At 57.0% G+C, this 22,006-nt stretch carries 21 protein-coding genes; 9 read left to right on the top strand and 12 right to left on the bottom strand.

All coding sequences use genetic code 11. The annotated features are described in order from the left end of the window. Positions 1-12 precede the first annotated feature (12 nt). The 7 genes from N909_RS0123425 to N909_RS0123395 all read right to left on the bottom strand — a co-directional run bounded on the left by N909_RS0123425 (position 13) and on the right by N909_RS0123395 (position 8,640). On the bottom strand, positions 13-402 hold the full coding sequence (locus N909_RS0123425) for a TolC family protein (RefSeq protein ID WP_029918526.1): 390 nt from the start codon (positions 400-402) through the stop codon (positions 13-15). A 123-nt stretch (positions 403-525) separates the two neighbouring features. Then, positions 526-1,305 (bottom strand): TolC family protein, encoded by a 780-nt coding sequence (locus N909_RS0123420; protein ID WP_084167887.1) that lies wholly within the window; start codon positions 1,303-1,305, stop codon positions 526-528. Positions 1,306-1,695: 390 nt separating this feature from the next. Continuing rightward, the gene (locus N909_RS0123415; protein WP_029918524.1) at positions 1,696-2,631 is read right to left on the bottom strand and encodes a hypothetical protein; all 936 of its coding nucleotides are present in this window, start codon (positions 2,629-2,631) and stop codon (positions 1,696-1,698) included. 399 nt (positions 2,632-3,030) lie between these two features. Continuing rightward, the gene (locus tag N909_RS0123410) at positions 3,031-6,084 is read right to left on the bottom strand and encodes a DNA polymerase III subunit alpha (protein ID WP_051690084.1); all 3,054 of its coding nucleotides are present in this window, start codon (positions 6,082-6,084) and stop codon (positions 3,031-3,033) included. Then, a complete protein-coding gene (locus tag N909_RS0123405) occupies positions 6,081-7,247 on the bottom strand; it encodes a DNA polymerase Y family protein (protein WP_029918522.1) in 1,167 nt (388 codons plus the stop codon). Before N909_RS0123405 ends, N909_RS0123410 begins: the two co-directional genes overlap by 4 nt. Next, on the bottom strand, positions 7,247-7,849 hold the full coding sequence (gene lexA / locus N909_RS0123400) for a transcriptional repressor LexA (protein WP_029918521.1): 603 nt from the start codon (positions 7,847-7,849) through the stop codon (positions 7,247-7,249). The genes N909_RS0123405 and lexA overlap by 1 nt, the downstream gene beginning before the upstream one ends. Positions 7,850-8,388: 539 nt before the next feature. Continuing rightward, positions 8,389-8,640, bottom strand: a complete 252-nt coding sequence (locus tag N909_RS0123395; RefSeq protein WP_029918520.1) for a hypothetical protein — start codon at positions 8,638-8,640, stop codon at positions 8,389-8,391. A gap of 188 nt (positions 8,641-8,828) precedes the next feature. Between N909_RS0123395 and N909_RS0123390 the strand changes: the two genes are divergently transcribed. The 3 genes from N909_RS0123390 (at position 8,829) to N909_RS0123380 (ending at position 11,244) form a co-directional block, all read left to right on the top strand. Continuing rightward, positions 8,829-9,029 (top strand): hypothetical protein, encoded by a 201-nt coding sequence (locus tag N909_RS0123390; protein ID WP_029918519.1) that lies wholly within the window; start codon positions 8,829-8,831, stop codon positions 9,027-9,029. Positions 9,030-9,424: 395 nt separating this feature from the next. Next, positions 9,425-10,969 (top strand): bifunctional aminoglycoside phosphotransferase/ATP-binding protein, encoded by a 1,545-nt coding sequence (locus N909_RS0123385; protein WP_029918518.1) that lies wholly within the window; start codon positions 9,425-9,427, stop codon positions 10,967-10,969. Positions 10,970-10,986: 17 nt separating this feature from the next. After that, complete coding sequence (locus tag N909_RS0123380) at positions 10,987-11,244, top strand: GSU3473 family protein (RefSeq protein ID WP_155006067.1); 258 nt, start codon at positions 10,987-10,989, stop codon at positions 11,242-11,244. Between the two features lie 20 nt (positions 11,245-11,264). Here N909_RS0123380 and lon read toward each other — a convergent pair whose 3' ends face one another. Next, positions 11,265-13,601, bottom strand: a complete 2,337-nt coding sequence (lon, locus tag N909_RS0123375) for an endopeptidase La (RefSeq protein ID WP_029918516.1) — start codon at positions 13,599-13,601, stop codon at positions 11,265-11,267. Positions 13,602-13,874: 273 nt separating this feature from the next. Between lon and N909_RS25455 the strand changes: the two genes are divergently transcribed. The 4 genes from N909_RS25455 to N909_RS0123360 are packed head-to-tail and all read left to right on the top strand — an operon-like array spanning position 13,875 to position 15,958. Then, the gene (locus N909_RS25455; RefSeq protein WP_084167890.1) at positions 13,875-14,054 is read left to right on the top strand and encodes a DNA gyrase inhibitor YacG; all 180 of its coding nucleotides are present in this window, start codon (positions 13,875-13,877) and stop codon (positions 14,052-14,054) included. A gap of 47 nt (positions 14,055-14,101) precedes the next feature. Then, on the top strand, positions 14,102-14,473 hold the full coding sequence (gene queD, locus N909_RS0123370; RefSeq protein ID WP_029918515.1) for a 6-carboxytetrahydropterin synthase QueD: 372 nt from the start codon (positions 14,102-14,104) through the stop codon (positions 14,471-14,473). Beyond that, positions 14,445-15,200 (top strand): 7-carboxy-7-deazaguanine synthase QueE, encoded by a 756-nt coding sequence (locus N909_RS0123365; protein WP_029918514.1) that lies wholly within the window; start codon positions 14,445-14,447, stop codon positions 15,198-15,200. The genes queD and N909_RS0123365 overlap by 29 nt, the downstream gene beginning before the upstream one ends. A 35-nt stretch (positions 15,201-15,235) precedes the next feature. Next, positions 15,236-15,958: a creatininase family protein gene (locus N909_RS0123360; protein ID WP_029918513.1), complete on the top strand. Its 723-nt coding sequence runs from the start codon at positions 15,236-15,238 to the stop codon at positions 15,956-15,958. Here the strand turns inward: N909_RS0123360 and coaD are convergent, their stop codons facing one another. Both coaD and rsmD read right to left on the bottom strand, forming a co-directional pair. Next, positions 15,959-16,447 carry a pantetheine-phosphate adenylyltransferase gene (gene coaD / locus N909_RS0123355; protein ID WP_029918512.1) on the bottom strand — a complete coding sequence of 163 codons (489 nt, stop codon included), beginning with the start codon at positions 16,445-16,447 and terminating at the stop codon, positions 15,959-15,961. 1 nt (position 16,448) lies between these two features. Next, positions 16,449-17,009 (bottom strand): 16S rRNA (guanine(966)-N(2))-methyltransferase RsmD, encoded by a 561-nt coding sequence (gene rsmD, locus N909_RS0123350; RefSeq protein WP_029918511.1) that lies wholly within the window; start codon positions 17,007-17,009, stop codon positions 16,449-16,451. Between the two features lie 408 nt (positions 17,010-17,417). Between rsmD and N909_RS0123340 the strand changes: the two genes are divergently transcribed. Next, entirely contained in the window at positions 17,418-18,551 is a 1,134-nt protein-coding gene (locus N909_RS0123340) for a deoxyguanosinetriphosphate triphosphohydrolase (RefSeq protein WP_029918509.1), read from the top strand. Positions 18,552-18,553: 2 nt separating this feature from the next. Here N909_RS0123340 and N909_RS0123335 read toward each other — a convergent pair whose 3' ends face one another. Next, a complete protein-coding gene (locus N909_RS0123335; protein ID WP_036684549.1) occupies positions 18,554-19,195 on the bottom strand; it encodes an HAD-IA family hydrolase in 642 nt (213 codons plus the stop codon). 165 nt (positions 19,196-19,360) lie between these two features. Here N909_RS0123335 and greB point away from each other — a divergent pair, with 165 nt between their 5' ends. After that, a complete protein-coding gene (gene greB, locus N909_RS0123325; protein ID WP_029918507.1) occupies positions 19,361-19,858 on the top strand; it encodes a transcription elongation factor GreB in 498 nt (165 codons plus the stop codon). A gap of 16 nt (positions 19,859-19,874) precedes the next feature. Here the strand turns inward: greB and N909_RS0123320 are convergent, their stop codons facing one another. Then, positions 19,875-21,890 (bottom strand): M1 family metallopeptidase, encoded by a 2,016-nt coding sequence (locus N909_RS0123320; protein WP_051690082.1) that lies wholly within the window; start codon positions 21,888-21,890, stop codon positions 19,875-19,877. Positions 21,891-22,006 lie beyond the last annotated feature (116 nt).

The following is a 22,006-nucleotide window of genomic DNA, read 5'->3' as shown; positions in this document are numbered from 1 at the left end:
ATATCGGCATCCTCAATATCTTTCCGCTGCAACGACCGGTGTGTTCAGAGCGATACCACTGAGCCCTTCCAGCCGGGCCATGTCGACCTGAAAGGCGGTCAGGGCCTGGTAGTATTTTTCCTGATAGCGGAACAAACTGAGCAGGGCGGTCAGGGGGGCCTGGTAGTCGCGCCGCCCGACTTCAAAATCGGCCAGGCTGAGTTGATAAAGTTGTCGCGCCTGGGGAATCAGGACTCGGCCATAAAGGTCGGCCAGCTCACGATTGGTGGTCAGATCGGTCATCGTGGTTTGAATAGCGGCTGACACCTCATTGTAAAAATCGGTTCCTTCGGCTTTGATCGCCCGCAAGCCGCTGTCGGCTTCAAAGGAAGCTTCGTCCTGAAGGTCCCGGTTGAAATACATTTTGACATGCCGCGCATGGCCCGGAAACGGCGCCCAGGGCCTGGTAGCCTTTCATCAGCGGGCGATTCTGAAACAGTCCGGAGATCAGGTTGATTGCAGTGTAGCGGGGCAGGACAAGGTCCGTCATAGCCGAGATCTTTGTCCAGAAATGGTCGAGGGGCTGGTGATCGGCCGCGCCGCCAGGTAGTTGAGCCGGGTTGCCAGTTCCCGGCGTTGTTGCTGCTTTTCCAGCAGTTCAGCCTTGAGCCGGTAGCGCTGCTCCTGCAGGTTGAGGACATCGGTCTGGGTGATGTTTCCCACCGCATACTGGGCAGCGGCCGATTGGGTCAGCTCGGCCAGGGTGGCGATGCCGTTTTCGGTGGCGATAATGGTTTTGTCAAGGAAGTAGAGCTTGAAAAAAGCTTCCCGAACTTGGCTGACCACCTGCAGGCGCAGGTCTGCAGCCCGATACTCGAACCAGAGCGCCTGGTTTTCGATCATGTCCCGGCCGGTGAGAATTTTCCCCCGCACACTGCGGGTGTTGACCTTGGTCGCCGGGCCGGCCTGGGCCTGATTGATCCGCTCCGCCTCGCCAAGACTGATATTGCCGACCGGAAAATCGAGATAGTAAAAGGCCAGCAGCGGTTCGTTCAGTTTGTCGATGAGGGCGATCCGGGTGTTGTAGCGTTGCACCTGGGCGTCGGCCGAAATCAGCTGCAGGTTGTTGACCGCGGCGGCTTCCAGCAGTTCGGCCAGGGAGACGCTGGCTTTCGGCGCGGACGGCGGTGATGCGGCACGGACGGCGGCGGGCAGCAGCAGGTGCAACAGCACGGCCAGGACCACGACCCTGATCCAGGACAGGGGGCCGGGTGAAAAAACAGTGGCGGTCGGGCGTTGACACAATGGCAAAGTTAGCGACTCCATGAATGCATTTCATTAAGACTAGTTTACATCCGGACACGGCACTTACCCGCTGTCACGGCGTCAATCTGCGGCCTTGCTGGTGCGGCGTAGCGCTGTACATTTCCGCACAGGCCCTTGATTTTATTGCCACAACGAAATACTGCTCGTTTCCAATCTGAAAATTTAACGATTGCTATCCAGAGTCTCCGAGCAAAACCAGGACTGTCCCCGCCCGGGGGCTGTCCCAGGTCTTTGCGGTGCGAACCGCGACAGTTTCATGGCTCGCAAACTCGCGGTGCAAACCGCCAGCGTTCCAAGGGCCGCAAACATCTGGGACAGCCCCAGATAGGGCTTGGGACAGTCCCGAGTTTGCTACGAAAGTGCTTAAATTAGCACCATTCGGGACAGCTGCTAAAATTTCCCCATGGTTCTCATTCCGTTAGACCCGTCGATGCGAAAAGCCCCCGGATCGGTTGATTTCGGAAAATACAGGCGTCGCCAGCTGGCTTCTGCCCCCTTGAAAATCAATACCCCGTCAAAGGGCGGGCTATCCTTGGCATAGCTCAACAACGGGCTGTCAGTGACAATTACGGCGGTGCCGAATTCCGGGATAGCCACCGTGCCGGTTATGGAAAAAGCCGGATAGCGTCCGCTCAGATCCCAACTCAACAGACCGTCTGTCAACTGCACCTGGCGCTGGTTCACTTCATCGATCAGCATGCGGCTGTGGACCAGATAACGCTGCTGTTTGCCCTGGTAGGCGTTCATGGTCAGCTGCAACTGTCCGCTTAATAAGAAGCGACGCTGCTCCAATTGGGCAGGCAGCCGGGCATAGTCGAGGTTGAGTTCCAGCTGGCCGGTTGCTGTATCGAGCTGCCCGGTGACGGTTAACGCCGCGTTGTAGGTCAGGCCGCAGTTGTCGGCATAGTTTTCATAGTCAAGGCTGCCGCTGAGCGCTCCAGTGGCGGCTATGGCTAGCTGGACTGTGGTTTGCCCCCGGCTGCCGGCCTGCTGCAGGGTTTTGGGGACGACGACCGTTTGCCCTGGTTGCAGATTAAGCTGGGTGACATAGGCGATCAGCGGATCGATGAGCAAGCTGTGGGCCTTGATCAGGCCAAAGTAGGGTTTGCCGTCGGAGACCTTCAGGGTCAGCTGCCAGGCATGATCGCCTCGTTGTTCCTGCGGGTCGGGCAGATAATAGGGGGTCAGGGTGATCACCTGGGTGTTGTTGCCGTCAAAATGAACCTGGGGGCGGGTCTGGTTCGGCGCAGCGCAGGCTGTCAGCAGGATGGTCAGTAATATGGCCAATGCTGCTCTTAAAAAGGTTTTCCGGCTGTTCCGAACCATAACTGCTCCGTCGATCAGGGCTGGCCGGTTTGGAAACAGGTTATTTCCGGGACCGGTGCAGCGATTGTGGCGAAGCGACCTCCGCATGACCGAGGTGCCGGAGTGCGGATGAAGCGATTCAGCGGTCGGTTGTTGTTTAAAAGTCTGTTAAGGGATTGAAAAGCGATATTATCTCGTTTTCATCCGGAAACGGCGCTTTTTCCGTTGTAGCGACGTCAATCTACGGACTTCCTTGTGCGGCGTATCGATATACGCCTCCGCGCAAGCCCTTGATTTTCTTGCCACAACGGAAAACTGCTCGTTTCCAATCTGAAAACTTCTTGATTGCCATCCAAAGTTTCCGGATGACAACTAATCTCAATATGTTGAGACGCTGTTTTGGAGATTGTAACACTGTTTCTACATTGATTGTAGGTCTTTTCCGGAGCGGTCGGATGGTTTTGCCGGTACTTCCTCCAAAAAACCGATCCAGGTCACGGTCAGGGTGGGGACGCCGAACTCCTCTTCAACCTTTCCTTTCAGCACATAGGGGCGCCGCCTGGTCAGCTTGCGACAGAAGCGGGCATAGGCCTGCGGAAAGAACGTGGCGTCATAGATGCCGCTCTGGTCTTCAAAAGAGACAAACTCCATGGGTCGGCCGTTTTTATCCTGGACGGTTTTGCCCGTGACCCACCAGCCGATCATGGTGACATGGCGGCCGGTCCAGCGCAGCATCATACTGGAGTCGACCGGGTTGAGGCGCGCCAGCCGGGACCGGTAGAGCACCAGCGGATGGATGGAGACCAGCATGCCGAGGGCTTCCTGCTCCTGCTCAAGGACGGTTTTCTCGTCATAGGGTGGCGGCATTGGAAGGGGCGGGGACGGCGCGGCAAACAGGCTGGCCTGCGCGGTCGCAGCGGTCCGGCGGTGGGCGAGCAGTTCCCAGAGCAACGCCGGGCGGCGCTGTTTCCCTTCCAGTTCGTCGAAACAGCCGGCTTTGATCAGCAGGCGGATATCAGCCGGGTCGATGGCCACCCGGCCGAGGAAATCCTGAAAATCCACAAAATCCCCCTGTGTCTGACGCTCCTTCAGTAAGGTGTTCAGGGCGGCCTGGCTGAGGCCGCCAATCTGCATCAGCCCGACCCGCAGGCTGCGGCGCCGGCCGTAGTAATGGGCGGTGCTGCGGTTGATGTCCGGCGGCAGGATCTCCAGGTGCATGCGGCGGGCCTCGGAGATATAGGCCGCCGGGGAATAAAAGCCGCCCCGGTTGGAGATCACGGCGGCCATGAACTCGGCCGGGTAATGGGCTTTGAGATAAGCCGACTTGCAGCTGACCAAGGCATAGGATGCCGAGTGGGGCTTGCAGAACGAATAGCCGGCAAAGGAGAGAATCTGCTCCCAGAGGGCATCGACCACCTCCAGACTGACCCCGCGGTCCTGCGCCCCGTGTTGAAACTGGCGCCGGTAGTCCGCCAGTTTCTGCCGTTTATCCTTTTTGCTGATGATTTTGCGCAGTTGATCACCGTCAAAGGCGGAAAAGCCGGCCAGGGCCATGGCGACCTGGGTGATCTGCTCCTGGTAGATGGCGATGCCGTAGGTTTCCCCCAGCGCCTCGCTCAGCAACGGATGCAGGTGGGTCCAGGGTGCTCCGTGCATGCGGGCGAGGAATTCCAGGATGAAGCGGTTGGCGGCCGGGCGGATGATCGAAGACGCCATCACCAGATGATCGAACAGGTCGCAGTTGGCTTCATTGGGATTGTTGCGCCACATGCGTTTGAGCAGCAACCGGGTGGCCGGTGACTCAATGTAAAAACAGCCCATGGTCTCCCCGCTGCGCAGCAATCGGCGGGTTTTTTCATCGGCCAGCGGTTGCCAGGTGGCGTAATCGATGCTGCGACCGGTGTTCTGCTTGACCGCGGCCAGAGCATCGCGAATGACGGCCAGGGACCGATTGCCGAGGATATCGATCTTGACCAGACCGCTGTTTTCGGCTTGATCCTTCTCCCACTGAATAACCGGCAATCCCTTGGCGGAGTTTTCCACCGGAACGTAACGGCGGATTTCATCCGGGACAATGACCAGCCCGCCGCAGTGCAGGGAGAGGTGACGCAACTGGCCGTCCAGACAGCGGGCCAGACGCAGAATCTCCAGCCAGTCGCTGCTGAAGGATTCGCCGTTGAACAGTGGATGACCGGCAACCGCGGCGGCGGTCTGGTCCGCTTTCCAATAATCGGAGATCCGTTCGGTCAGGGTCTTGATCTCGGCATCGGGCAAGCCGAAGACTTTGGCCACCTCACGGATCGCCGAGCGGCCGCGAAAGCCGATCTGGTTGGCGACCATGGCGGCGCGGCCAGCACCGTAACGGGCGAAGGCGAAGTCGAGGATCGCGTCGCGCTCGTCCCAGGGAAAATCGATGTCGATATCGGGCGGATCCAGGCGCCCTTCGTTGAGGAAGCGCTCGAAAAACAGGTTGTAGGCAATGGGATCGACATGGGTAATCCCCAGGCAATAGGCAACCAGGGAGGCGGCCGCGCTACCGCGGCCGCAAGTGCGGGGGGACTGCTTGACAAGCTCTTCGACCACCAGGAAATAATGGGCAAAGCCTTTAGTACGGATCAGCCGCAACTCTTTCTGCAGCCGTTCTTCAACGTTGGCGTCGATCTGACCGTAGCGCCAGGCCGCACCGGTCCGGGTCCGCGCTTCGAGCAGGGCATAGGCTTCGGTCTCGCTGTGTTCGCGAAAGGCCGGAAAGACCAGCGAGAAATCCCCTTGGAAACAGCAGGATTCGGCAATCTTTAAAGTATTTTCGAGGGCCTGCGGGCAGTGTGGGAAATAACCGGCCATAGTGGTGGGGGAGAGCAGGCGGTCGCAGTCCGCGGCGGTTGCGGCGGTGGGCAACTGACTGAAGGTGGTGTTGAGAGCGATCGCGCGCAGCAGCCGATGGATTTCATAGTCGGCCGCGTCGATGAGAACGGCCCGGCTGGTGGCGACCTGCGGCAGCGCCAGACTTTTGGAGAGCTGCAGAGCCTGGTGCATCCGGTGGCCGGGGGACAGCTCGACAAACAGATGCTCGCGGGATTGGCGACGCAGCGGACGCAGAACCTGTTCATCGTCGCTGAGCACGGTCAGGCCGCGCCGGTAACGTTGCAGACTATCGGCCAGCACGAAGTTGTTAGCACAATGCAGGTCGGAGAGCAGCCGGCAGAGGTTGGCGTAGCCGTCACTGTCCCGAACCAGCAGAATGGCGCGCTGCCCCTGGTGGACCGCCTCGCTGCCGATGATCGGCTGCAGGCCGTGGCGGCGGGCGCAATCGAGAAAATGGGGGATGCCGTACAACCCGTTGCGGTCGGTCAGGGCCAGGGCCGAGAGACCCGCTGCCCGGGCCGTTCGGCAGATATCGTCGAGTTTGCGAACCCCCCATTGCGGGGAAAAGCAGGAATGGACATGGAGGGGAACATAGTTGAGCGGGTTCATACAGCCAGAGTCCGTCCTGAACAAATGCTGCGCATGCCGTATTTGCTGCGAATCCGGTCGAGGGCCTGTTGCAGCGCCTGCTGGCGCGGCGCCGGACTCGAAGCGGCAAACAGGTGTCCCTGCTGGCCGGAATTTTCCAATTGCCGGCAGCTCAGTTTGAGCCCCTTGAGGCGGGTTCGCCGGTTGTTCAGCGTGGCAAAAAGTTCAGCTGCAGCCTGATAGAGGAGCAGGTCGTGATTTTGTGCCTGACGCAGTTGTTGGGTGCGGCTCTGTTGCCTGCCGTCGGCATAATGGATGGTCAGCTGCAGTTCGGCACAGGCGCGACCGAGCCGTCGCAAGCGCAGGCCGCAGTCCTCGACCAGCCGGCAGAGTTCGGCCTGGAGTATGCCGGCGTCGTTTTCGGCGCGGTTTAAGTAGCTTTCGGCGCTGATCTCCGGGCTTCTCCGGGGCGGCAGCACCGGCGTCAGATCCTGGCCCAGGGCGCGTTGCCGCACGAGCGGGGCAAAGGGACCGAAGACCAGGCGCAGTTGAGGGAGCTGCAATGCCGCCAATTCACTGACCCGGCGCAGGTTGAGCTCGCGCAGCAGCAGCTGTTCGCGGACATTGCCGATGCCCGGCAGTACCCGGACCGGCAGCGGGGCGATAAAGGTTTGTTCGGACCCGCGCAGAATATCGCAGACGCCGGGTCGCTCCAGGTATTCTGCGGCGATTTTGGAAACCAGTTTGTTGCCGGCAACGCCCAGGGTTGCGACCAGCCGCAGTTGGGTTTCCAGTTCGCGTTCCAGGCGCATGGCGATATCCCGACCCGGCCCCAGCAGGCGGCGCGAGCCGGTCAGATCAAGGAACAGGCGTCCCGCCGGCTGGTTTTCCACCAGCGGCGAATACTGCCCGGCCAGTTTTTGCAGGGCTCGGTCGGCGCGACCCAGCAGCTGCGGGTTGGGCGGCAGGGTGAGCAGCGCCGGGCAGAGGCGGCGGCCCTGGCGGACGCTCATCCCGGCCAGGACTCCGTCGCGGCCGGCTTCGGCCGAGACCGAGCTGATAATGGCTCGGTCGGACAGTCCCGGTGCAATCGCCACCGGTCGGCCGCGTAAGGCGGGGTCCGCCACCCGGGCAACGGCAACGGCATAGGCGGGAACGGTCAGGTGGAGAATATCCCTTTCCATCAGCGACAATGACGGATGACCCCGACCACGACACCTTCGATACTGAACTCCTGGCCGGGTTGAATAACCAGCATTTCCATGGCCGGGTTGGCCGGGTGCAGTTCGATCTGCGTCTCCCGGTGCAACAGGCGTTTGACTGTGGCTTCGCCGTCGATCAGCGCCACTACGGTCTGCCCGGAATGGGCCTGGGGCTGTTTGCGGACCACGACATAATCGCCATCCAGAATGCCGTCGCCGATCATGGAATCGCCCTGGACCCTGAGCACAAAATTTTCCCCGCTGCCGACCATCGACGGCGGCACTTCGATGCTGTCCGGGGTGGTGACGGCCTCAATCGGCTTGCCCGCAGCGACTCGGCCGACCAGAGGCAGTTCGATCCCCGAACTTTGCGACTGCAGGGTTTTCAGGCCACGCCGGGCGTTCAAGTCTTTGCTCAGGACGCCTTCTCGTTGCAGTCGGACCAGATAATTTTGCACCGTTCCCAGTGAGCTCCAGCCGAAGGCCCGGGCGATTTCCTGCTGGGAAGGCGGGTAGCCGTGCTGCTCGGTAAATTCAAGAATATAGTCGTAAACGGCTTTTTGTTTGGGGGTTAGCGGACTCATCGCAGTTCTCCTTGGTTGCGCTTGTGCAGGACTTGATCCCGGACTGCCGAGCCTATCAGGTTATTGAAAAAGTCCATCCCTGGCCTTTTTCAAGCCCGGTGGAGAAAAATGCACTGTCCTGAATGGCGCTCGTTTAAGCAGCTTTGCAGTAAACTCGGGACTGTCCCCAGGGTCATCGGGGGCTGTCCCAAGAGTTTGCGAGCCATGAAACTGTCGTGGTTCGCACCGCAAAGACCTGGGACAGCCCCCGTACGGGGACAGTCCCGGTTTTGCTGCCATCGACTCTTAAACAAGCGCCATTCTGCAATGTCCTCCACCTTATACAATCAATAATTTAGAAAGGTGTCATTGATTGTGATCGCCCATGGCTAGGCTGGTTGTCTTGGTTTTAAGGGTATGCGTAAGTTTTGCGTAAGTCAAGAGGGAAGGTGGTCTTCAAAAAAACACAACGGCCGCCGGGGTGAAGCCGGTGGCCGTTGTCTGGAAGAGCTGTCGTCAGGTGCTGCGGGCGAATTTTTCCCGCAACCGCTGAGAGGGGGCTATTTTCTGTGGTAGCAGATGCCGGAGTCGCACTTGAATTCGCATTCCGCTTCCGGAACCTTGTTCAACTCCATGATCTCATAAGCGGTCGGGGGGAGATGATCGACAAGATCCCGGATGGTTTTATGGGAGTAGCCTTCCTGAAAAATCAGCAGATCGTCGGTACTGTCGATAATCTCGAATTGTTTCCCCAGTTCAGCGGAAATCTGGTCATCCCAATGCATTCTGTCTTTAATCTGCAATCCGATCATGATGCACTCCTTGTTGCCTGGCTGTTGCTCTGTTCGTTGCGATATTTTTAATTTTATCAGACAGCTGCTGTTTGACAATCCGTTGCCGCGAGCCTGCGTCGGAAGCAGTCGATGAAAAGCCCGAAAGTTGACAATGATGGTCATGATTAGTACTGTAAAAGGAAACCGTTCAGGAGAGGAGGTTGCATATGAACAAGACGGTCAACGCTAAATACGATTCAGCAAGAACTGTCAACAGTGTCCTGTTTGACCTCATCGGCACCGGTATCAGCCATGAAAACATCGACCATGACAAAGCCCGCAATGTGCTGAAAGTCACTATTGCCGCAGAGGCAGAGTCCCAGGTTCGGGAAATTCTCCAACGTCATCACCCGCAGAATCTCAACTGAAGATAGCTGATTCCAGCTTGTTTGTCTGGTGTGAGTGGAGCTTCCGCTGAAGGCTCCGGCCAGGTATGGCAGGCTGTTCAATCTTATGGCCGGTTTTGCGTCAGTAAGCCGGCCATTTTCTCCTTTTAATACCTGTTTCTTCCCCCGGTAAAAGACCCTCTTGCTGCAGAATCGTTGCTTCGCTCCTGGGCAAACTCTTAAAAAACAGCTTGCCGAGCCCATGGACGGGCGATCAAAATCATTCTAAGCCATTGATTTTATAAGACGGAGGATATCGCACTTTGCAAGCCGCTCCAGCCCCTGCGGCGGCAAGCGATTTCTTCTTGCACAAGCGCTGCGCTCTTCTAAACTTGAAGCAGAGTGTCCTGTTGCAACAACAAGAAAAGAGCCCGCTTATGCAGCGTGAACTGGTGAAAGGGTTGCTTGATCCCGCCTGCTACGATCATCCGGTCAGGCAGGTCGAACTGATCGAGACTCATATCTCCTGGGTCTTCCTGGCCGGAGACTTTGCCTACAAATTGAAAAAAGCCCTCGACCTCGGTTTTCTCGATTTTTCCACCCTGGCCCGGCGAAAATTTTTCTGCGCGGAAGAGTTGCGGCTGAACCGGCGCTTTGCCGCTGATTTATATCTTGAGGTGATCACTGTCGGTGGTGACCCGGCGAACCCACGGCTGCGGGGCGAACCGGTGCTCGATTACCTGGTGAAAATGAAACGTTTCGATCAGCGGCAACAGCTGGATCGCATGTTGGCCGACGGCCTGCTGAACGCTTCCCAGCTGCAGTCCTTTGCTGAAAAGATCGCCGCGGTCCATCGTACTGCCGAGGTTGCTGCCGCAACCGACCCGCAGGCCACTGTCGCGGCAGTGATCGGTCCGGCCCTGGAGAATTTCGCCCAGCTTCAGACCGTTCCGGCGGCCCGGCAGCTGGCAGGCCAGATCGACCGGATTGAGGCCTGGACCCGGCAGACTGGCGCACAGCTCCAGTCCCGGTTTGTTGCACGGCGGGCCGCTGGCTATGTCCGCGAATGCCACGGGGACCTGCATTTGCGCAACATGGCCTGGCTGCATGGGGAGCCGATCCTGTTCGACTGCATCGAATTCAGTGAGGAATTGCGCTGGATCGATACCATTAGCGACATCGCTTTCCTGGTCATGGACCTTGATGATCGACATGAAGAAGAACTTGGCTGGCGATTTTTCGATAGTTACCTGCAGAACTCTGGAGACTTCGGCGGGTTGTCGTTGTTGCGTTATTACCTGGTTTATCGGGCCATGGTGCGGGCCAAGGTCAGTGGTCTGCAACTGGCCCAGGCCACGACACTGGCCGAGGAGCAAGGGGAGGGGTTGGCCCGTTTTGCCAGCTATGTCGATCTGGCGGAAACCTATATTGCGTCACCGCGGCCGGAGCTGATTCTGGCCCACGGCCTGAGCGGGTCCGGAAAAACTTTTTTCGTCAATCAGCTGGCCCCCAAAATAAAAGCGGTGGTGCTGCATTCGGATGTGGAACGCAAGCGCTTGCGATGGCTTGAACCGGCAGCGGCCAGTTCCTCTCCACCGGGCGGCGGCCGCTATACGCCCGCTGCCCGACAGCAGGTTTATCAGCACCTGCATCGCCAGGCCGGGGAGATCCTCACCGCCGGCTTCAAGGTGATAGTCGATGCAACCTTTTTGCAGCGGGCAGACCGTCAGCTGCTGTTGGACCTGGCGGTGACCTGCCGGGTACCGGTACGGATTCTGGATTTTACCGTGCCGGTTGCGCTCTTGCGCGAGCGGCTGCGGGCCAGGGCGGCAGTCCCCGGCGAACTGTCGGAAGCGGATGAAGCAGTGCTTGAATTTCAGCTGGCCCATGCGGAGCCGTTAAGCGCCGCGGAAGAAGAGTTGGCCATCAAGGTGGCTGCCGGGACCGGAGTTGATGCTGTTGCCGAGGCCTTGCTAAAATAACTTGAGATGCAGACGAAATGAAGAACGTGGCTACTGAGGCGTTCGGTAAGGAAGGAATACTGATGAAGATTCAGGTGATTCTTAACGGTGGACAGGAACGCTTTGTTGATAAAGACGAACTGCAGTTTCTGTTTTTAACCCGTCAGGTGTTCTCTTTCAAGCGTTCCGCCGGCTGGGTGGTGGTCGGTCGCGATCAAATGCGTGCCGGCAACAAGAAGATGACCGGCGAAGATCGCCGTTATCACGGTAAATTTTCACGCGAACACTGGTACTGAACCGGTCCCAGCCGGGTTGCCTAATGACTCGGTGCGGTTGCCTGCAGGGCTGGGATAACGGCTTCCAGGGCGTCCTCAATCCGTGCGACATAGATGAATTCCATCTCTGCCAGGACATGCGCCGGCAGGTCGTGGAGATCCTTCTGGTTTTCGCTGGGCAGGATAATGCGATAGATGCCCGCTCTGCGCGCGGCGAGAATTTTCTCCTTGATGCCACCAACCGGCAGAACCAACCCACTCAGGGTTATTTCCCCGGTCATGGCACTGTCGCTGCGAACCGGTTGTTCCAGATAGAGGGATGCCAGGGCTGCGGCCATGGTCACTCCGGCCGAAGGGCCATCCTTGGGAATGGCTCCTGCGGGGATGTGTATGTGCAGGGGGGCGTCGATGCTTTCTTGGCCGGCCCGCTCCCGGTAGCGGGATGAGATGTAACTGGCCGCGGTCATGGCCGACTCCTTCATGACCTCGCCAAGCTGCCCGGTCAGGGTGATTCTTTCGCCTTTGTTGAGCTTGATCGCTTCAATGTAAAGAATATCTCCCCCCGCTTCCGTCCAGGCCATGCCGATGGCGACGCCCGGCGCCAGGGTCTGGCGCAGCTGTTCCGCAAAAAAACGCTCCGGCCCCAGTAGCTCCAGCAACTCGGGAACATCGACCATGACCGGAGTCGTTTCGCCTTGAGCGAAGCGGACCGCGGTCTTGCGCGCCAATCGTCCCAGCATCCGTTCGAGCTCACGAACACCGGCTTCCCGGGTATAGCGATGGATGATCTCCTTGAGGGCCGCAGCCGTGATTCCGAGCTGTTCCGGGCGCAGGCCGGCATCCTCCCGCAGCCGGGGGAACAGGTAGCGCCGGGCGATCTCCGCTTTCTCTTCATCGCTGTAGCCGGGCAGGCGCAATGTTTCCATCCGGTCGAGGAGCGGGCGGGGGATCTGGTCAAGGGTATTGGCCGTGGTGACAAAGAAAACCTTGGACAGATCAAAGGGCAGATCCAGATAGTTGTCGTGAAAACTGTTGTTCTGGGCCGGATCGAGAATTTCCATCAGGGCTGCTGCCGGGTCGCCGCGGACATCGCGGCCGAGTTTGTCGATTTCATCAAGCATGATCAGCGGATTTTTCACCTCGGCGCGGCGAATCGCCTGGATCAGCCGGCCGGGCATAGCGCCGATATAGGTCCGCCGGTGACCGCGCAGCTCTGCCTCGTCGTGCAGGGCACCAAGGCTGAAGCGTTCGAACTGTCTGCCCAGGGCGCGCGCTATGGATTGCCCCAGGGAGGTCTTGCCGACGCCGGGAGGCCCCACAAAGCAAAGAATTGGCGATTTCGCCCGGGGGTTGAGGATCATTACGGCGAGATGTTCCAGGATGCGCTCTTTGACTTCCTGGAGACTGTAGTGATCCTCATCCAGCACCTGCCGGGCATGCGCCAGGTTCAGGTTGTCCGGCGAAGTTTTGTCCCAGGGCAGATCCAGGATCAGTTCCATGTGGGACAGGGCCACCTGGTATTCCGGAGAGATGGTCGGAATCTGATTGAGGCGAGCCATCTCCTTTTCTACCTCGGGGCGCACAGTATCCGGCAGTTTACAGCGGGCGAGCTTCTTATTCAGCTCCGCAGCCTGCTGATCCGGGGCTTCTTCTCCCAGTTCCTGTTGCAGGGCGCGGATCTGCTCGCGTAGAAGATATTTGCGATTTTCTTCGTTGAGTTTGTCCTTGGCCTTATCCGAGACTTTTTTCCTGATTTCCTGAACCTGGATTTCCCGATTGAGATAGCCGATGACGATCTTTATCGCCTCTAAGTCCTGATCGGTTTCCAGCAGTTGTTGCTCCTGTCTGGGGTTGAGCTGCAGCAGTTTGGCAACCGGGTAGACCAGCTGCATGATATCTTCCCCGGGTTTGACCGTGGCCGGGAAGTTGATTTTCTTTTCCGGATGGTAAAGGGTGAAATATTGTCCGGTCAGCTCAAGAAATTCGCGTAGCAGCGCTTCTTTTTCCAAACCGTATCCGGTGACCTGCGGAGCGCTTCTGACCTGCGCTTTGGGAAACGGTCGGCTCTGCATAAGCTTGATGAATTCAATCCGCTCCAAGCCGTAGGCGATAATCTGCATAGTGGTTTCGGTTTTGGTCATGATTTGCACATTGGCGGCGGTCCCCAGCGGAAACAGGTCCTGTTCGATGGAGTTTCCGTCCAGCAGCCCTCTGCGCGTGAACAGCGCCACCCTTTTATCAGCGGTTGCCAAGGCAGATTCCACGGCCTGCACCGCGGCGGTCCCCTGCAGGGCTAACGGCAGGGCAAGGTTTGGGTAGACCACGGCCTCTTTGAGGGGCAGCAACGGCAACGTGTAAAACGAGGATTCAGGGGTCATGGGTACCTCTTCTGGTAGATGGCCGATTCAGCCGGATCGATAAGATACTCCCTTTGCAGCTGGGCTTGAACTATCATCCGTTATATGAAGTTTAGCAGCTGCCCCCCAGGAACTCATCCTTTAGGCTGCGAAAGCTGAAAATTCTCCATTTTTTGTTTGGTTTGATTGCTGATTCACGGTACTATTCTAGGCGACAAGGTATCCCGGATCAGTGATCCGGGTTTTTTTATCTCGTACGTTTATTTCCGATTCGATCCCATTTATAGTAGAAGCATGAAAAAGATAACGATCAAATGCCCGCATTGCGGGAACCAAACCTTTTGGCATGACAACCCGTTCAAACCTTTCTGCAGTGAGAAATGCCGACTGATCGATCTTGGTAGCTGGGTTGATGAAGAGTACCGAGTTGACGGGGGGCAGGCGCCCCGTAAAGAAGAAGAGAGCTCCTTTTAACCCGCGCAGGTGGCGATGCTGTTGCGCATTGTAAATTGAGGAAAGCGATGTATCATCTGACTATACTGACGCATTTTGCTGCGGCTCACAATCTGCTGAATTATCAGGGCGATTGTGAAAATCTTCATGGTCATAACTGGAAAGTCGAAGTCACGGTCACCACTCGTGAGCTCGACAAAGCCGGTCTTGGGATCGACTTCAAAATCCTGAAAAAGCAGACCAAGGAGATCATGAATTATCTCGATCATAAATATTTGAATGATCTTGAGGCTTTTAAAGGAAAAAGTCCGTCGTCTGAGCATATTGCCAAATTTATTTTCGACCGGTTGGTTGAACAGCTCAAAGACTATAACGTTGTCGTGGCTAAAGTGACTGTCTGGGAATCTGATAATGCCTACGCAAGCTATACCTGCGACTGATCTGATCGAAATATTTTCCTCCCTGCAGGGGGAAGGGACTCTGGTCGGCTATCGGCAGATCTTCATCCGTTTTCCCGACTGTAACCTGAGCTGCCGCTACTGCGACACAGATTTCGAGAAAAAGGATGCCTGCCTTATCGAGTCGGCCCCCGGCTCCGGGGTTCTGCAAAAGGTTCCTAATCCAGTCTCCCACGCAACGGTGAGCAACCTGGTCAACAGCTGGTGCAATGTTTTGCCCGGCGCTCATCATTCCATCAGCATTACCGGCGGTGAGCCATTGCTTCATCATGAAGCGTTGGTGGTTCTGCTGCCGGTTCTGCGCAAGCAGCTGCCCATTTATCTGGAAACCAACGGTACGCTGGTGGCAGAGCTGGACAGCCTGATTGACCATATCGACTGGGTAGCGATGGACATCAAGCTGCACTCCCAGACCGGGGCGCGCACCGAGTGGGATGTCCACCGGGATTTTTTGAAGATCGCCTGTCGCCGCTCCTGTTATGTCAAACTGGTGGTGGGTGAGGGGACGACCGATCTTGAGCTGCAGTTGACCGCGGACCTGGTCGCCGGGTTTGGCAGTGCAATCCCGATTGTCCTGCAACCGGTGACTCGGGACGGCCGTATCGATGTTTCCATCGACCGGCTGATGCAGATGCACGCGGTTATTGCCGATATCTATGCCGATGTCCGGGTTATCCCGCAAACTCACCGCTTTTTGGGTGCACTCTGATCTGCTTCTTCATGAAAAACTTTAAGGAATGAGCCATGCTGATTGAGCACCTGACCATGGAGGAATTTGCTGCCGGTCTGGAGCGGACCAGAACCGTTTTGGTCCCGTTCGGCTCAACCGAAGAGCATGGCAGCCATCTCCCCCTGGACACCGATACCATGCAGGCCATTGATGTTGGTCGCGCCCTGGCGCGGCAACGGCCGATCTTTATCGCTCCACCGGTTCATTACGGAGTCTGTCGCTCCACTTTCGATCATCCGGGAACCCTGAGCATCAGCACGGAAACCCTCAAGGCGCTGACCATCGATATTGTCGCCGCACTCTATCGCCAGGGGCTGCGCTATTTCATCCTGTTAAGCGGACACGCCGGCGGAACCCATATGGCGACCTTGACCGATGCCGGGGAAGTTCTGTTGCAACGCTATCCGGAACTGCGGATCGCCGTGGTCAGTGAATATCAATTGGCGGCGGAGAGTGGCCGGGAGCTGATCGAAACGGCCGGTGATTCCCATGCCGGCGAGATCGAAACCTCGCGGATCATGCATGCTCGGCCGGAGTTGGTCAAAGGAACCGCTCCGGCCGAATATCCGGCATTTCCAAAGGGGCTGCTGGTGCGTGACAAACGTCGCTTCTGGCCTGGCGGCGTCTGGGGTGATCCGGGGAAGGCTTCAGCTGAAAAAGGGGCGCGCATCGAAGCCCTGGTGGTCAGGGAATTGCGCACCCTGGTTGAACAGCTGGAAGCCTGGCAGGACAGCTGATCAGTTGTGGCCGAATTTCTTCAGCAGCTCATCCCTGACCAGGGGCGGCACGAACTGGCTGATGTCGCCGTTGAGGCGACCGACTTCTTTAACAATGGACGAACTCAGGTAAGCGCATTCCGGGGCGGTCATCATGAACAGGGTTTCGACCTGTTCGCAAACCGTGTGATTCATCTGCGCCATCTGGAATTCGAACTCAAAGTCAGTGACCGCCCGTAATCCCCGCAAAATCACCCGTGCACCTTTGGATACGGCATAATCGACCAGCAACCCGTCAAAGGTTTCGACCTTGAGGCGCGGATCATGTTCGATCAGCCTGGAAATCATATCGATGCGCTCGGCAATGGAAAACAGGCTGTTCTTTTCGGAGTTCCTGGCAACGGCAATAATGATGGTATCGAAAATCTCCAGACCCCGCCGGACAATGTCGAGGTGACCGTTGGTAAAAGGGTCAAAAGAACCGGGATAGATAGCGATGTGGCGATTCATTTCATTCTCCAGTCAGGCCGTATAGATGGATACGTGAGGTTCCATAGGTCCGGCTTTCAAGTAATTGCAATGGCCCGAAATCTTCCCATTGTTCCTTGCTGGACGATTCGGCGCAAATTATTCCATGTTCGGAGAGCAGATTCAAGGCAGCGATCTGCTCAAGAGCCCGGGGAACCAGGTTTTTCTGATAAGGGGGATCAAGGAGGATCAGGTCATAAGGTGCCGAATTGCGGAGCAGGGGCAGAGCTCTAAAGATATCCTGCTGGATAAAGCTGGCTTGCGATTGAAAGCCGCAGCGCTGAATATTGTCTCTGATCAGCTCGGCGGCGACAGCCCCGGAGTCGACCAGCAGCGCGGATTCGGCACCGCGGCTGAGGGCTTCCAGGGAGAGAGCCCCACTGCCGGCAAACAGCTCCAGAACTTTGAGCCTGTCGAATGAGCCGAAGCGACTGGCCAGCATGCTGAACAGCGCTTCCCGAACCCGGTCCGGGGTCGGTCTGATATCTTTACCCGAGAAGAGCGCCAGTTTGCGCCCTCTGGCTGTGCCGCTGATGATCCGCATCGGTGTGGTTCTTTCCCTTCAAAAAGAACAAACTAATTATCAGTTGACAGCGTTCGGGGCAAGAAATTTTTCCGTGTCCGGAAGGATTCTGCCAGTAACGGCAGGGAGGTATGGGAAAATCTTAGCAGTGAATGCTGTTTGGGCAACTGGAATTGCTGGGGAGCAAAGTCAAAATCCCCCTTAATCCCCCTTTAGTAAAGGGGGAAAAGAAACAGGCAAGCATTTTCCCTTTGAATAGAGTGAGTAAAAAAACTGACAAAAACCTCCCCCCTTTGAAAAAAGGGGGGCTGGGGGGGATTCCTACAAACCTATGACATATTCTGTCGCAATGCTGCGTTACTCTTTACTTAACGGAAAACTCAGTGAAGGCAGCATCCAAGTTTAATCGAACCAAAGAAGGAGCGGCCCATGCATGAATATTATCTCGCACCCTATGCCAGTAGCAGTGAACAGAGTCGCGGGCGGAAGCATCATGAACCCTATAAAGATGATCGACCGGCTTTTGAGCGGGATCGGGATCGGGTGATCCACTGTGCGGCTTTCCGTCGTCTGGAATACAAGACCCAGGTTTTTGTCAATCATGAAGGGGATTATTATCGGACCCGCCTGACCCATTCCCTGGAAGTGGCGCAGATTGCCAGAGGGATCGCGCGTAAGCTGCGCCTCAATGAGGACCTGGTGGAAGCCCTCGCCCTGGCCCATGACCTCGGGCATACGCCGTTTGGCCACACCGGAGAGCAGGTGCTGAACCGGTTGATGAAAAACTACGGAGGGTTTGAACATAATCAGCAATCGCTGCGGATTGTCGAGCTGTTGGAACACCGCTACCCTGATTTTGACGGCCTCAACCTGAGCTGGGAAACCCGGGAAGGGATCATTAAGCATTCTTCGGACTATGATAAAGCGGCTTCCGGAGCGATTGCTCCCTATGCTCCCGGTGAGCGCGCGACCTTGGAAGGGCAGCTTATCGACCTGGCCGATGAAATTGCCTATAACAACCATGATATCGATGACGGGCTCAAGGCCGGGTATATCAGGCTGGCCGACCTGAGCGAAGTCGAACTCTGGCAGCGCACCTTTTGCAAGGTCGGCAACCGGTTTCCCCAGCTGGATGAAAAACGGCAAATCCTGCAGACCATCAGCTACCTGATCGGCGACCTGATCCACGACCTGGTATTCACCACTTTGACCAATATCGAAACACAGGGCATCACGTCCCTGGCCGAAGTCAGAGCCCAGCCGTGTAACCTGGTTAGTTTCAGCTCGGAGATGCTGGAACTGAATCGCCAGTTGAAGAAATTTCTCTACCGCCGGCTGTACCGCCATTCCAAGGTGGAGCGGATGCGAGTGAAGGCGGAACGCTTTCTAACCCTGTTGTTTGAGAACTACCTGGAACATCCGACCTTACTGCCGGAGCGGCACCAGGCCCGCTTTGAACGATTCGGGACCGAACGGGTGATCTGCGACTATATTGCCAGCATGACCGACCGCTACGCCCAGGATGAATACAAACGGCTTTACGAACCCTTTGAAAGGGCTTGAGCTTAAAGATTCAGCAGGGTGGGTAATGCCTGCATGGAGGTGAATTTGATCAGCCGTTCATGGGCGGGCAGTTGCACCTGATCGCGGGGCTGGTAATGGAAAACCGTCATCCCGGCGGCCAGGCCGGCTTCTACCCCGACCCGGCTGTCTTCAACCACCGCACAGTCCTGGGCCGGGGTGTTGCAGGCCGCGGCCGCGTGCAGGAACAACGCCGGGTCCGGCTTCCAGGCTCCGACTTCGTAACCGCTGAAAATACGCCCGGCAAAATAGGGAAGCAGTTCGGTCTTGGTCAGGGTCTGATTGATTTTGCTGAGGGGGCCGCTCGATGCCAGGCAAAAGGGGATCGGCAGCTGTTCAAGCAAAGGTTTTACCCCGGGCACGGCTTCCAATTCAGTAGCAAACTTGAGCGCGGAACGGTGGCGGAATTCCGGGATGAAACTGTCTGCCAGCGGTCTGCCTGCTGCGGCTTCCAGCTCCTTGATCCATTCACCTACCTTACGTCCGTTAAAACGCTGCTCTGCCTCTTCCTGCGGAATGTTCAGTCCCAGTTCTGCGGCCATTTCGCTGATAACCGCGGCGGCCAGGGGTTCGCTGTCCACCAGCACTCCATCGCAATCGAAAATGATTAATTTATAAGGGCACATGTTTGCTCCATGAAAAATTCAGAATCAGCAAGCCGGGACGGGACGACGGTTTGATTGTTATGATGAAATGTTATTTCAAGGTTGCCGGATGCGTTTCTTTCTGAAAAGATACCGCACGATTCTGGCATCTTTTGTTCAAAACATCAAATAGCGAATATTTCGGATATGAGTGATAAGAAAATCTACATGACCCCGGCCTGCGCGGACCGCTTCCGCGCCGAATTGAAAGATCTGCTTTACAAGGATCGCCCCCAGATGGTTGAAACCGTGGCCTGGGCCGCATCCAACGGCGACCGCTCGGAAAACGCCGATTATCATTACGGAAAACGCCGTCTGCGCCAGATCGATGGACGGATCAGGTTTCTGCAGCAGCGGCTGGAGACAGCGGAGATTGTCGATCCCGTTGCGCAGGGACAACGGGCCGGCGACCGGGTGCTGTTCGGCTGTACAGTCACGGTTGAAAACGAGGAGGGGGAAGAAAAGACCTTCAGTATTGTCGGGGTCGATGAAATTGATCTTGAAAGAGGGCATATCAGCTGGGTTTCCCCCCTGGCTCGCGCCGTTCTCGGTCATCGGCTGGGCGATGTGGTGGTGGTGAAAGCCCCGCAGGGCGAGAACGAACTGGAAATCGTCGACCTGTCCTACCGGGATCTGACCTGCTGAGCGCCGGTCCTGGCGATTATTTCGGAAAGGTCACCTGCAGCGGGCTGTCGGCCGGGCTGATGATCTGTTTGTCGGTGTTGGTCGCTCCGGCAAAGTGCAGGTAGCTGTATTTCCCATAATGGGGAATTTTACGGGCCACAGCACTGTCCGCAGCAGAATCAGCCAGAAACCAGGCGGCGTAATGAGCTTGGTTAAATGGGTTACGGGTGACGATAAAGAGTACCTCGTTGTCTGTTACCGCGATCTTCTGCGGGGCACTGCCCTGGAACTCAGATGCTGTTGGGGGTTCCAGTTTGGTACTGCTGCCGAAAATGAGCAGGTCATGGTCGACCAGGCTTTGCTGATCAGCGTCTGCAGTTGCCGTAAGAGGATGTTGCGGCTTGCGCAGCCCGGCCAGCAAAGTTTGCCGGGCCGTTACTGAAGGCAGGGCGGTATCACCCCGCAAAACCAGCAGGTGTTCACTGCCGCGGATACTGTTAACCGTGGCCGGAATCTCTGTCGGTGTCAAAACTCGAAACAGATCCATATCCGGATCCACTCTCAGCGAGGCGGGTTTTTCTCTGACCTGCAGGGCAAAGCTCTGCTGCGCACCTCTGAGGGTTAAAATCGAGGTCTTCGCACCATCTGCCGTTGCAACCTGAAGCGGGACGTCCAGGCGGTAATAGGGGGCTTGCTGACGCAGCTCGCCACTGACGACCCAGCCGCTTTCCGTCGCTGCTGCCCGAACCTTGGCCAGTGCCAGTTGTGGCCCCTGAGCGCGGTTCAGCCATTGCTGGAAGAATGGCCGCAAATCCTCTCCGGAACGTCGTGAATAATAATCCCTGAAGTCGTCCCAGCCGATGGCCGTGAACATCCTGGTCGCGGCAATCTCCTTTAAGCCTTGCCAGAACAACTGATCGCCGACTTTTAGGCGCAACATGTGGAAGATCATCATCGCCTTGCCATAGCCGACCGCCTGACTCGCTTTGCTGTTCCGTGAGCTGAACTCTGCCACCGGAATACGGTTGGCCGGGGTGACCAGGCTGGCATAGTCACTGAGGATATTCATCCGGTATTGCCGGGCTGCCGCAGCTGATTGCTGTTCCTGATAGAGATAATCGGCGACATAGGTGGTCAAACCTTCAGCCCAATTCCCCTGAGCATAATCAACCCTGATCCCGTTTCCCCACCAGGAGTGAGCGATTTCATGTCCCAGGCTGGTTTTGACGATAAACGGTAGCTTGATCACGCTGCTGCCGAGGAGGGTCCAGGACGACAAGCCGTAGCCGGTCGGGAAAAAATTCTCCACTACCGCAAACTTGTGAAACGGGTAAGGCCCGAAAAGTTGCTGATAAAGGTTGAGATATTCACGACTCTGCTGCAGATAGGTTTGCGCCAGTTCTGCTGATTCGGGATAGAAATAAGCATAAATCGGAATGGCTCCGCTGTGGTCTTCGAAAACCTGATAGTCTCCAGCGGCCAGGGTCAACGCAGCCAGCGGGTAATCAATGGACCAGCTTGAGCGGTTCCAGCCGGCGGCGCTGTCCCGGGTCAAACGTTGTCCGGCCAGGATGGCTTCCCCAGGGGCTGGCAGGCGGATATCGACCAGATAACGGGCGGGTGGAGAGGAGAGCAGAGGATGCCAGGCGACTGCACCGGAAAGGTAGCTGCCGCGCGGAGAAATCACTGCAGAGACCCCGTAGCCGGGATCTTCATTATGCCCCGGAGCTGTCGGAACCGGGTCGGTAAAGCGGCCTTGATAGGTTATTTCAAGGTCTGCTGCCGAGGTCGGGGCCACCTTCAGCAGACCGTCAGCAAACGTCCATGGAATGGGCTGCCCGGCCTGGTTGACCGAAGAAATTCGACAGTGTTGAGACAACTGCATGGTCAACGGAGCAGGGTGTTCAGCCTTGAATTGGAGGACAACCTTTCCTTCAAGGCGTTGCTCGGCAGGCAGGATTTTGATCTCAAGGTGGTAATCGATGGCAGCAAACGAGTCGGGTGAGGAAGTAAAAGTCGCCAAAAAAACAAAAAGAAACAGCGCAGATCGCATAGGCCGCCTTAATAAATTGTTGGAAAAGCCCATCCGGATCTTTTCCAGCAAAGTCGAAAAAGGAGCTTTTCCGGACCTCGCTAAAATCAATTTAACCTTAAGCGCTGTTCCGGCTC

The sequence above is a fragment of the Pelobacter seleniigenes DSM 18267 genome, assembly GCF_000711225.1.
GTDB lineage: Bacteria > Desulfobacterota > Desulfuromonadia > Desulfuromonadales > Geopsychrobacteraceae > Seleniibacterium > Seleniibacterium seleniigenes.
This window is presented reverse-complemented; position numbering and strand designations above follow the sequence as displayed.

Excerpts from the sequence above, each read along its gene's own strand:
- coaD (WP_029918512.1), bottom strand. The coding sequence starts at position 16,447 with ATGAATCGCCACATCGCTATCTATCCCGGTTCTTTTGACCCTTTTACC.
- N909_RS0123395 (WP_029918520.1), bottom strand. The coding sequence starts at position 8,640 with ATGATCGGATTGCAGATTAAAGACAGAATGCATTGGGATGACCAGATT.
- N909_RS0123335 (WP_036684549.1), bottom strand. The coding sequence starts at position 19,195 with ATGTGCCCTTATAAATTAATCATTTTCGATTGCGATGGAGTGCTGGTG.
- greB (WP_029918507.1), top strand. The coding sequence starts at position 19,361 with ATGAGTGATAAGAAAATCTACATGACCCCGGCCTGCGCGGACCGCTTC.
- N909_RS0123385 (WP_029918518.1), top strand. The coding sequence starts at position 9,425 with ATGCAGCGTGAACTGGTGAAAGGGTTGCTTGATCCCGCCTGCTACGAT.
- N909_RS25455 (WP_084167890.1), top strand. The coding sequence starts at position 13,875 with ATGAAAAAGATAACGATCAAATGCCCGCATTGCGGGAACCAAACCTTT.
- N909_RS0123415 (WP_029918524.1), bottom strand. The coding sequence starts at position 2,631 with ATGGTTCGGAACAGCCGGAAAACCTTTTTAAGAGCAGCATTGGCCATA.
- N909_RS0123405 (WP_029918522.1), bottom strand. The coding sequence starts at position 7,247 with ATGGAAAGGGATATTCTCCACCTGACCGTTCCCGCCTATGCCGTTGCC.
- N909_RS0123365 (WP_029918514.1), top strand. The coding sequence starts at position 14,445 with ATGCCTACGCAAGCTATACCTGCGACTGATCTGATCGAAATATTTTCC.
- lon (WP_029918516.1), bottom strand. The coding sequence starts at position 13,601 with ATGACCCCTGAATCCTCGTTTTACACGTTGCCGTTGCTGCCCCTCAAA.
- N909_RS0123320 (WP_051690082.1), bottom strand. The coding sequence starts at position 21,890 with ATGCGATCTGCGCTGTTTCTTTTTGTTTTTTTGGCGACTTTTACTTCC.
- N909_RS0123340 (WP_029918509.1), top strand. The coding sequence starts at position 17,418 with ATGCATGAATATTATCTCGCACCCTATGCCAGTAGCAGTGAACAGAGT.
- N909_RS0123425 (WP_029918526.1), bottom strand. The coding sequence starts at position 402 with ATGTATTTCAACCGGGACCTTCAGGACGAAGCTTCCTTTGAAGCCGAC.
- N909_RS0123420 (WP_084167887.1), bottom strand. The coding sequence starts at position 1,305 with ATGGAGTCGCTAACTTTGCCATTGTGTCAACGCCCGACCGCCACTGTT.
- N909_RS0123390 (WP_029918519.1), top strand. The coding sequence starts at position 8,829 with ATGAACAAGACGGTCAACGCTAAATACGATTCAGCAAGAACTGTCAAC.
- N909_RS0123380 (WP_155006067.1), top strand. The coding sequence starts at position 10,987 with ATGAAGAACGTGGCTACTGAGGCGTTCGGTAAGGAAGGAATACTGATG.
- queD (WP_029918515.1), top strand. The coding sequence starts at position 14,102 with ATGTATCATCTGACTATACTGACGCATTTTGCTGCGGCTCACAATCTG.
- N909_RS0123360 (WP_029918513.1), top strand. The coding sequence starts at position 15,236 with ATGCTGATTGAGCACCTGACCATGGAGGAATTTGCTGCCGGTCTGGAG.
- rsmD (WP_029918511.1), bottom strand. The coding sequence starts at position 17,009 with ATGCGGATCATCAGCGGCACAGCCAGAGGGCGCAAACTGGCGCTCTTC.
- lexA (WP_029918521.1), bottom strand. The coding sequence starts at position 7,849 with ATGAGTCCGCTAACCCCCAAACAAAAAGCCGTTTACGACTATATTCTT.
- N909_RS0123410 (WP_051690084.1), bottom strand. The coding sequence starts at position 6,084 with ATGAACCCGCTCAACTATGTTCCCCTCCATGTCCATTCCTGCTTTTCC.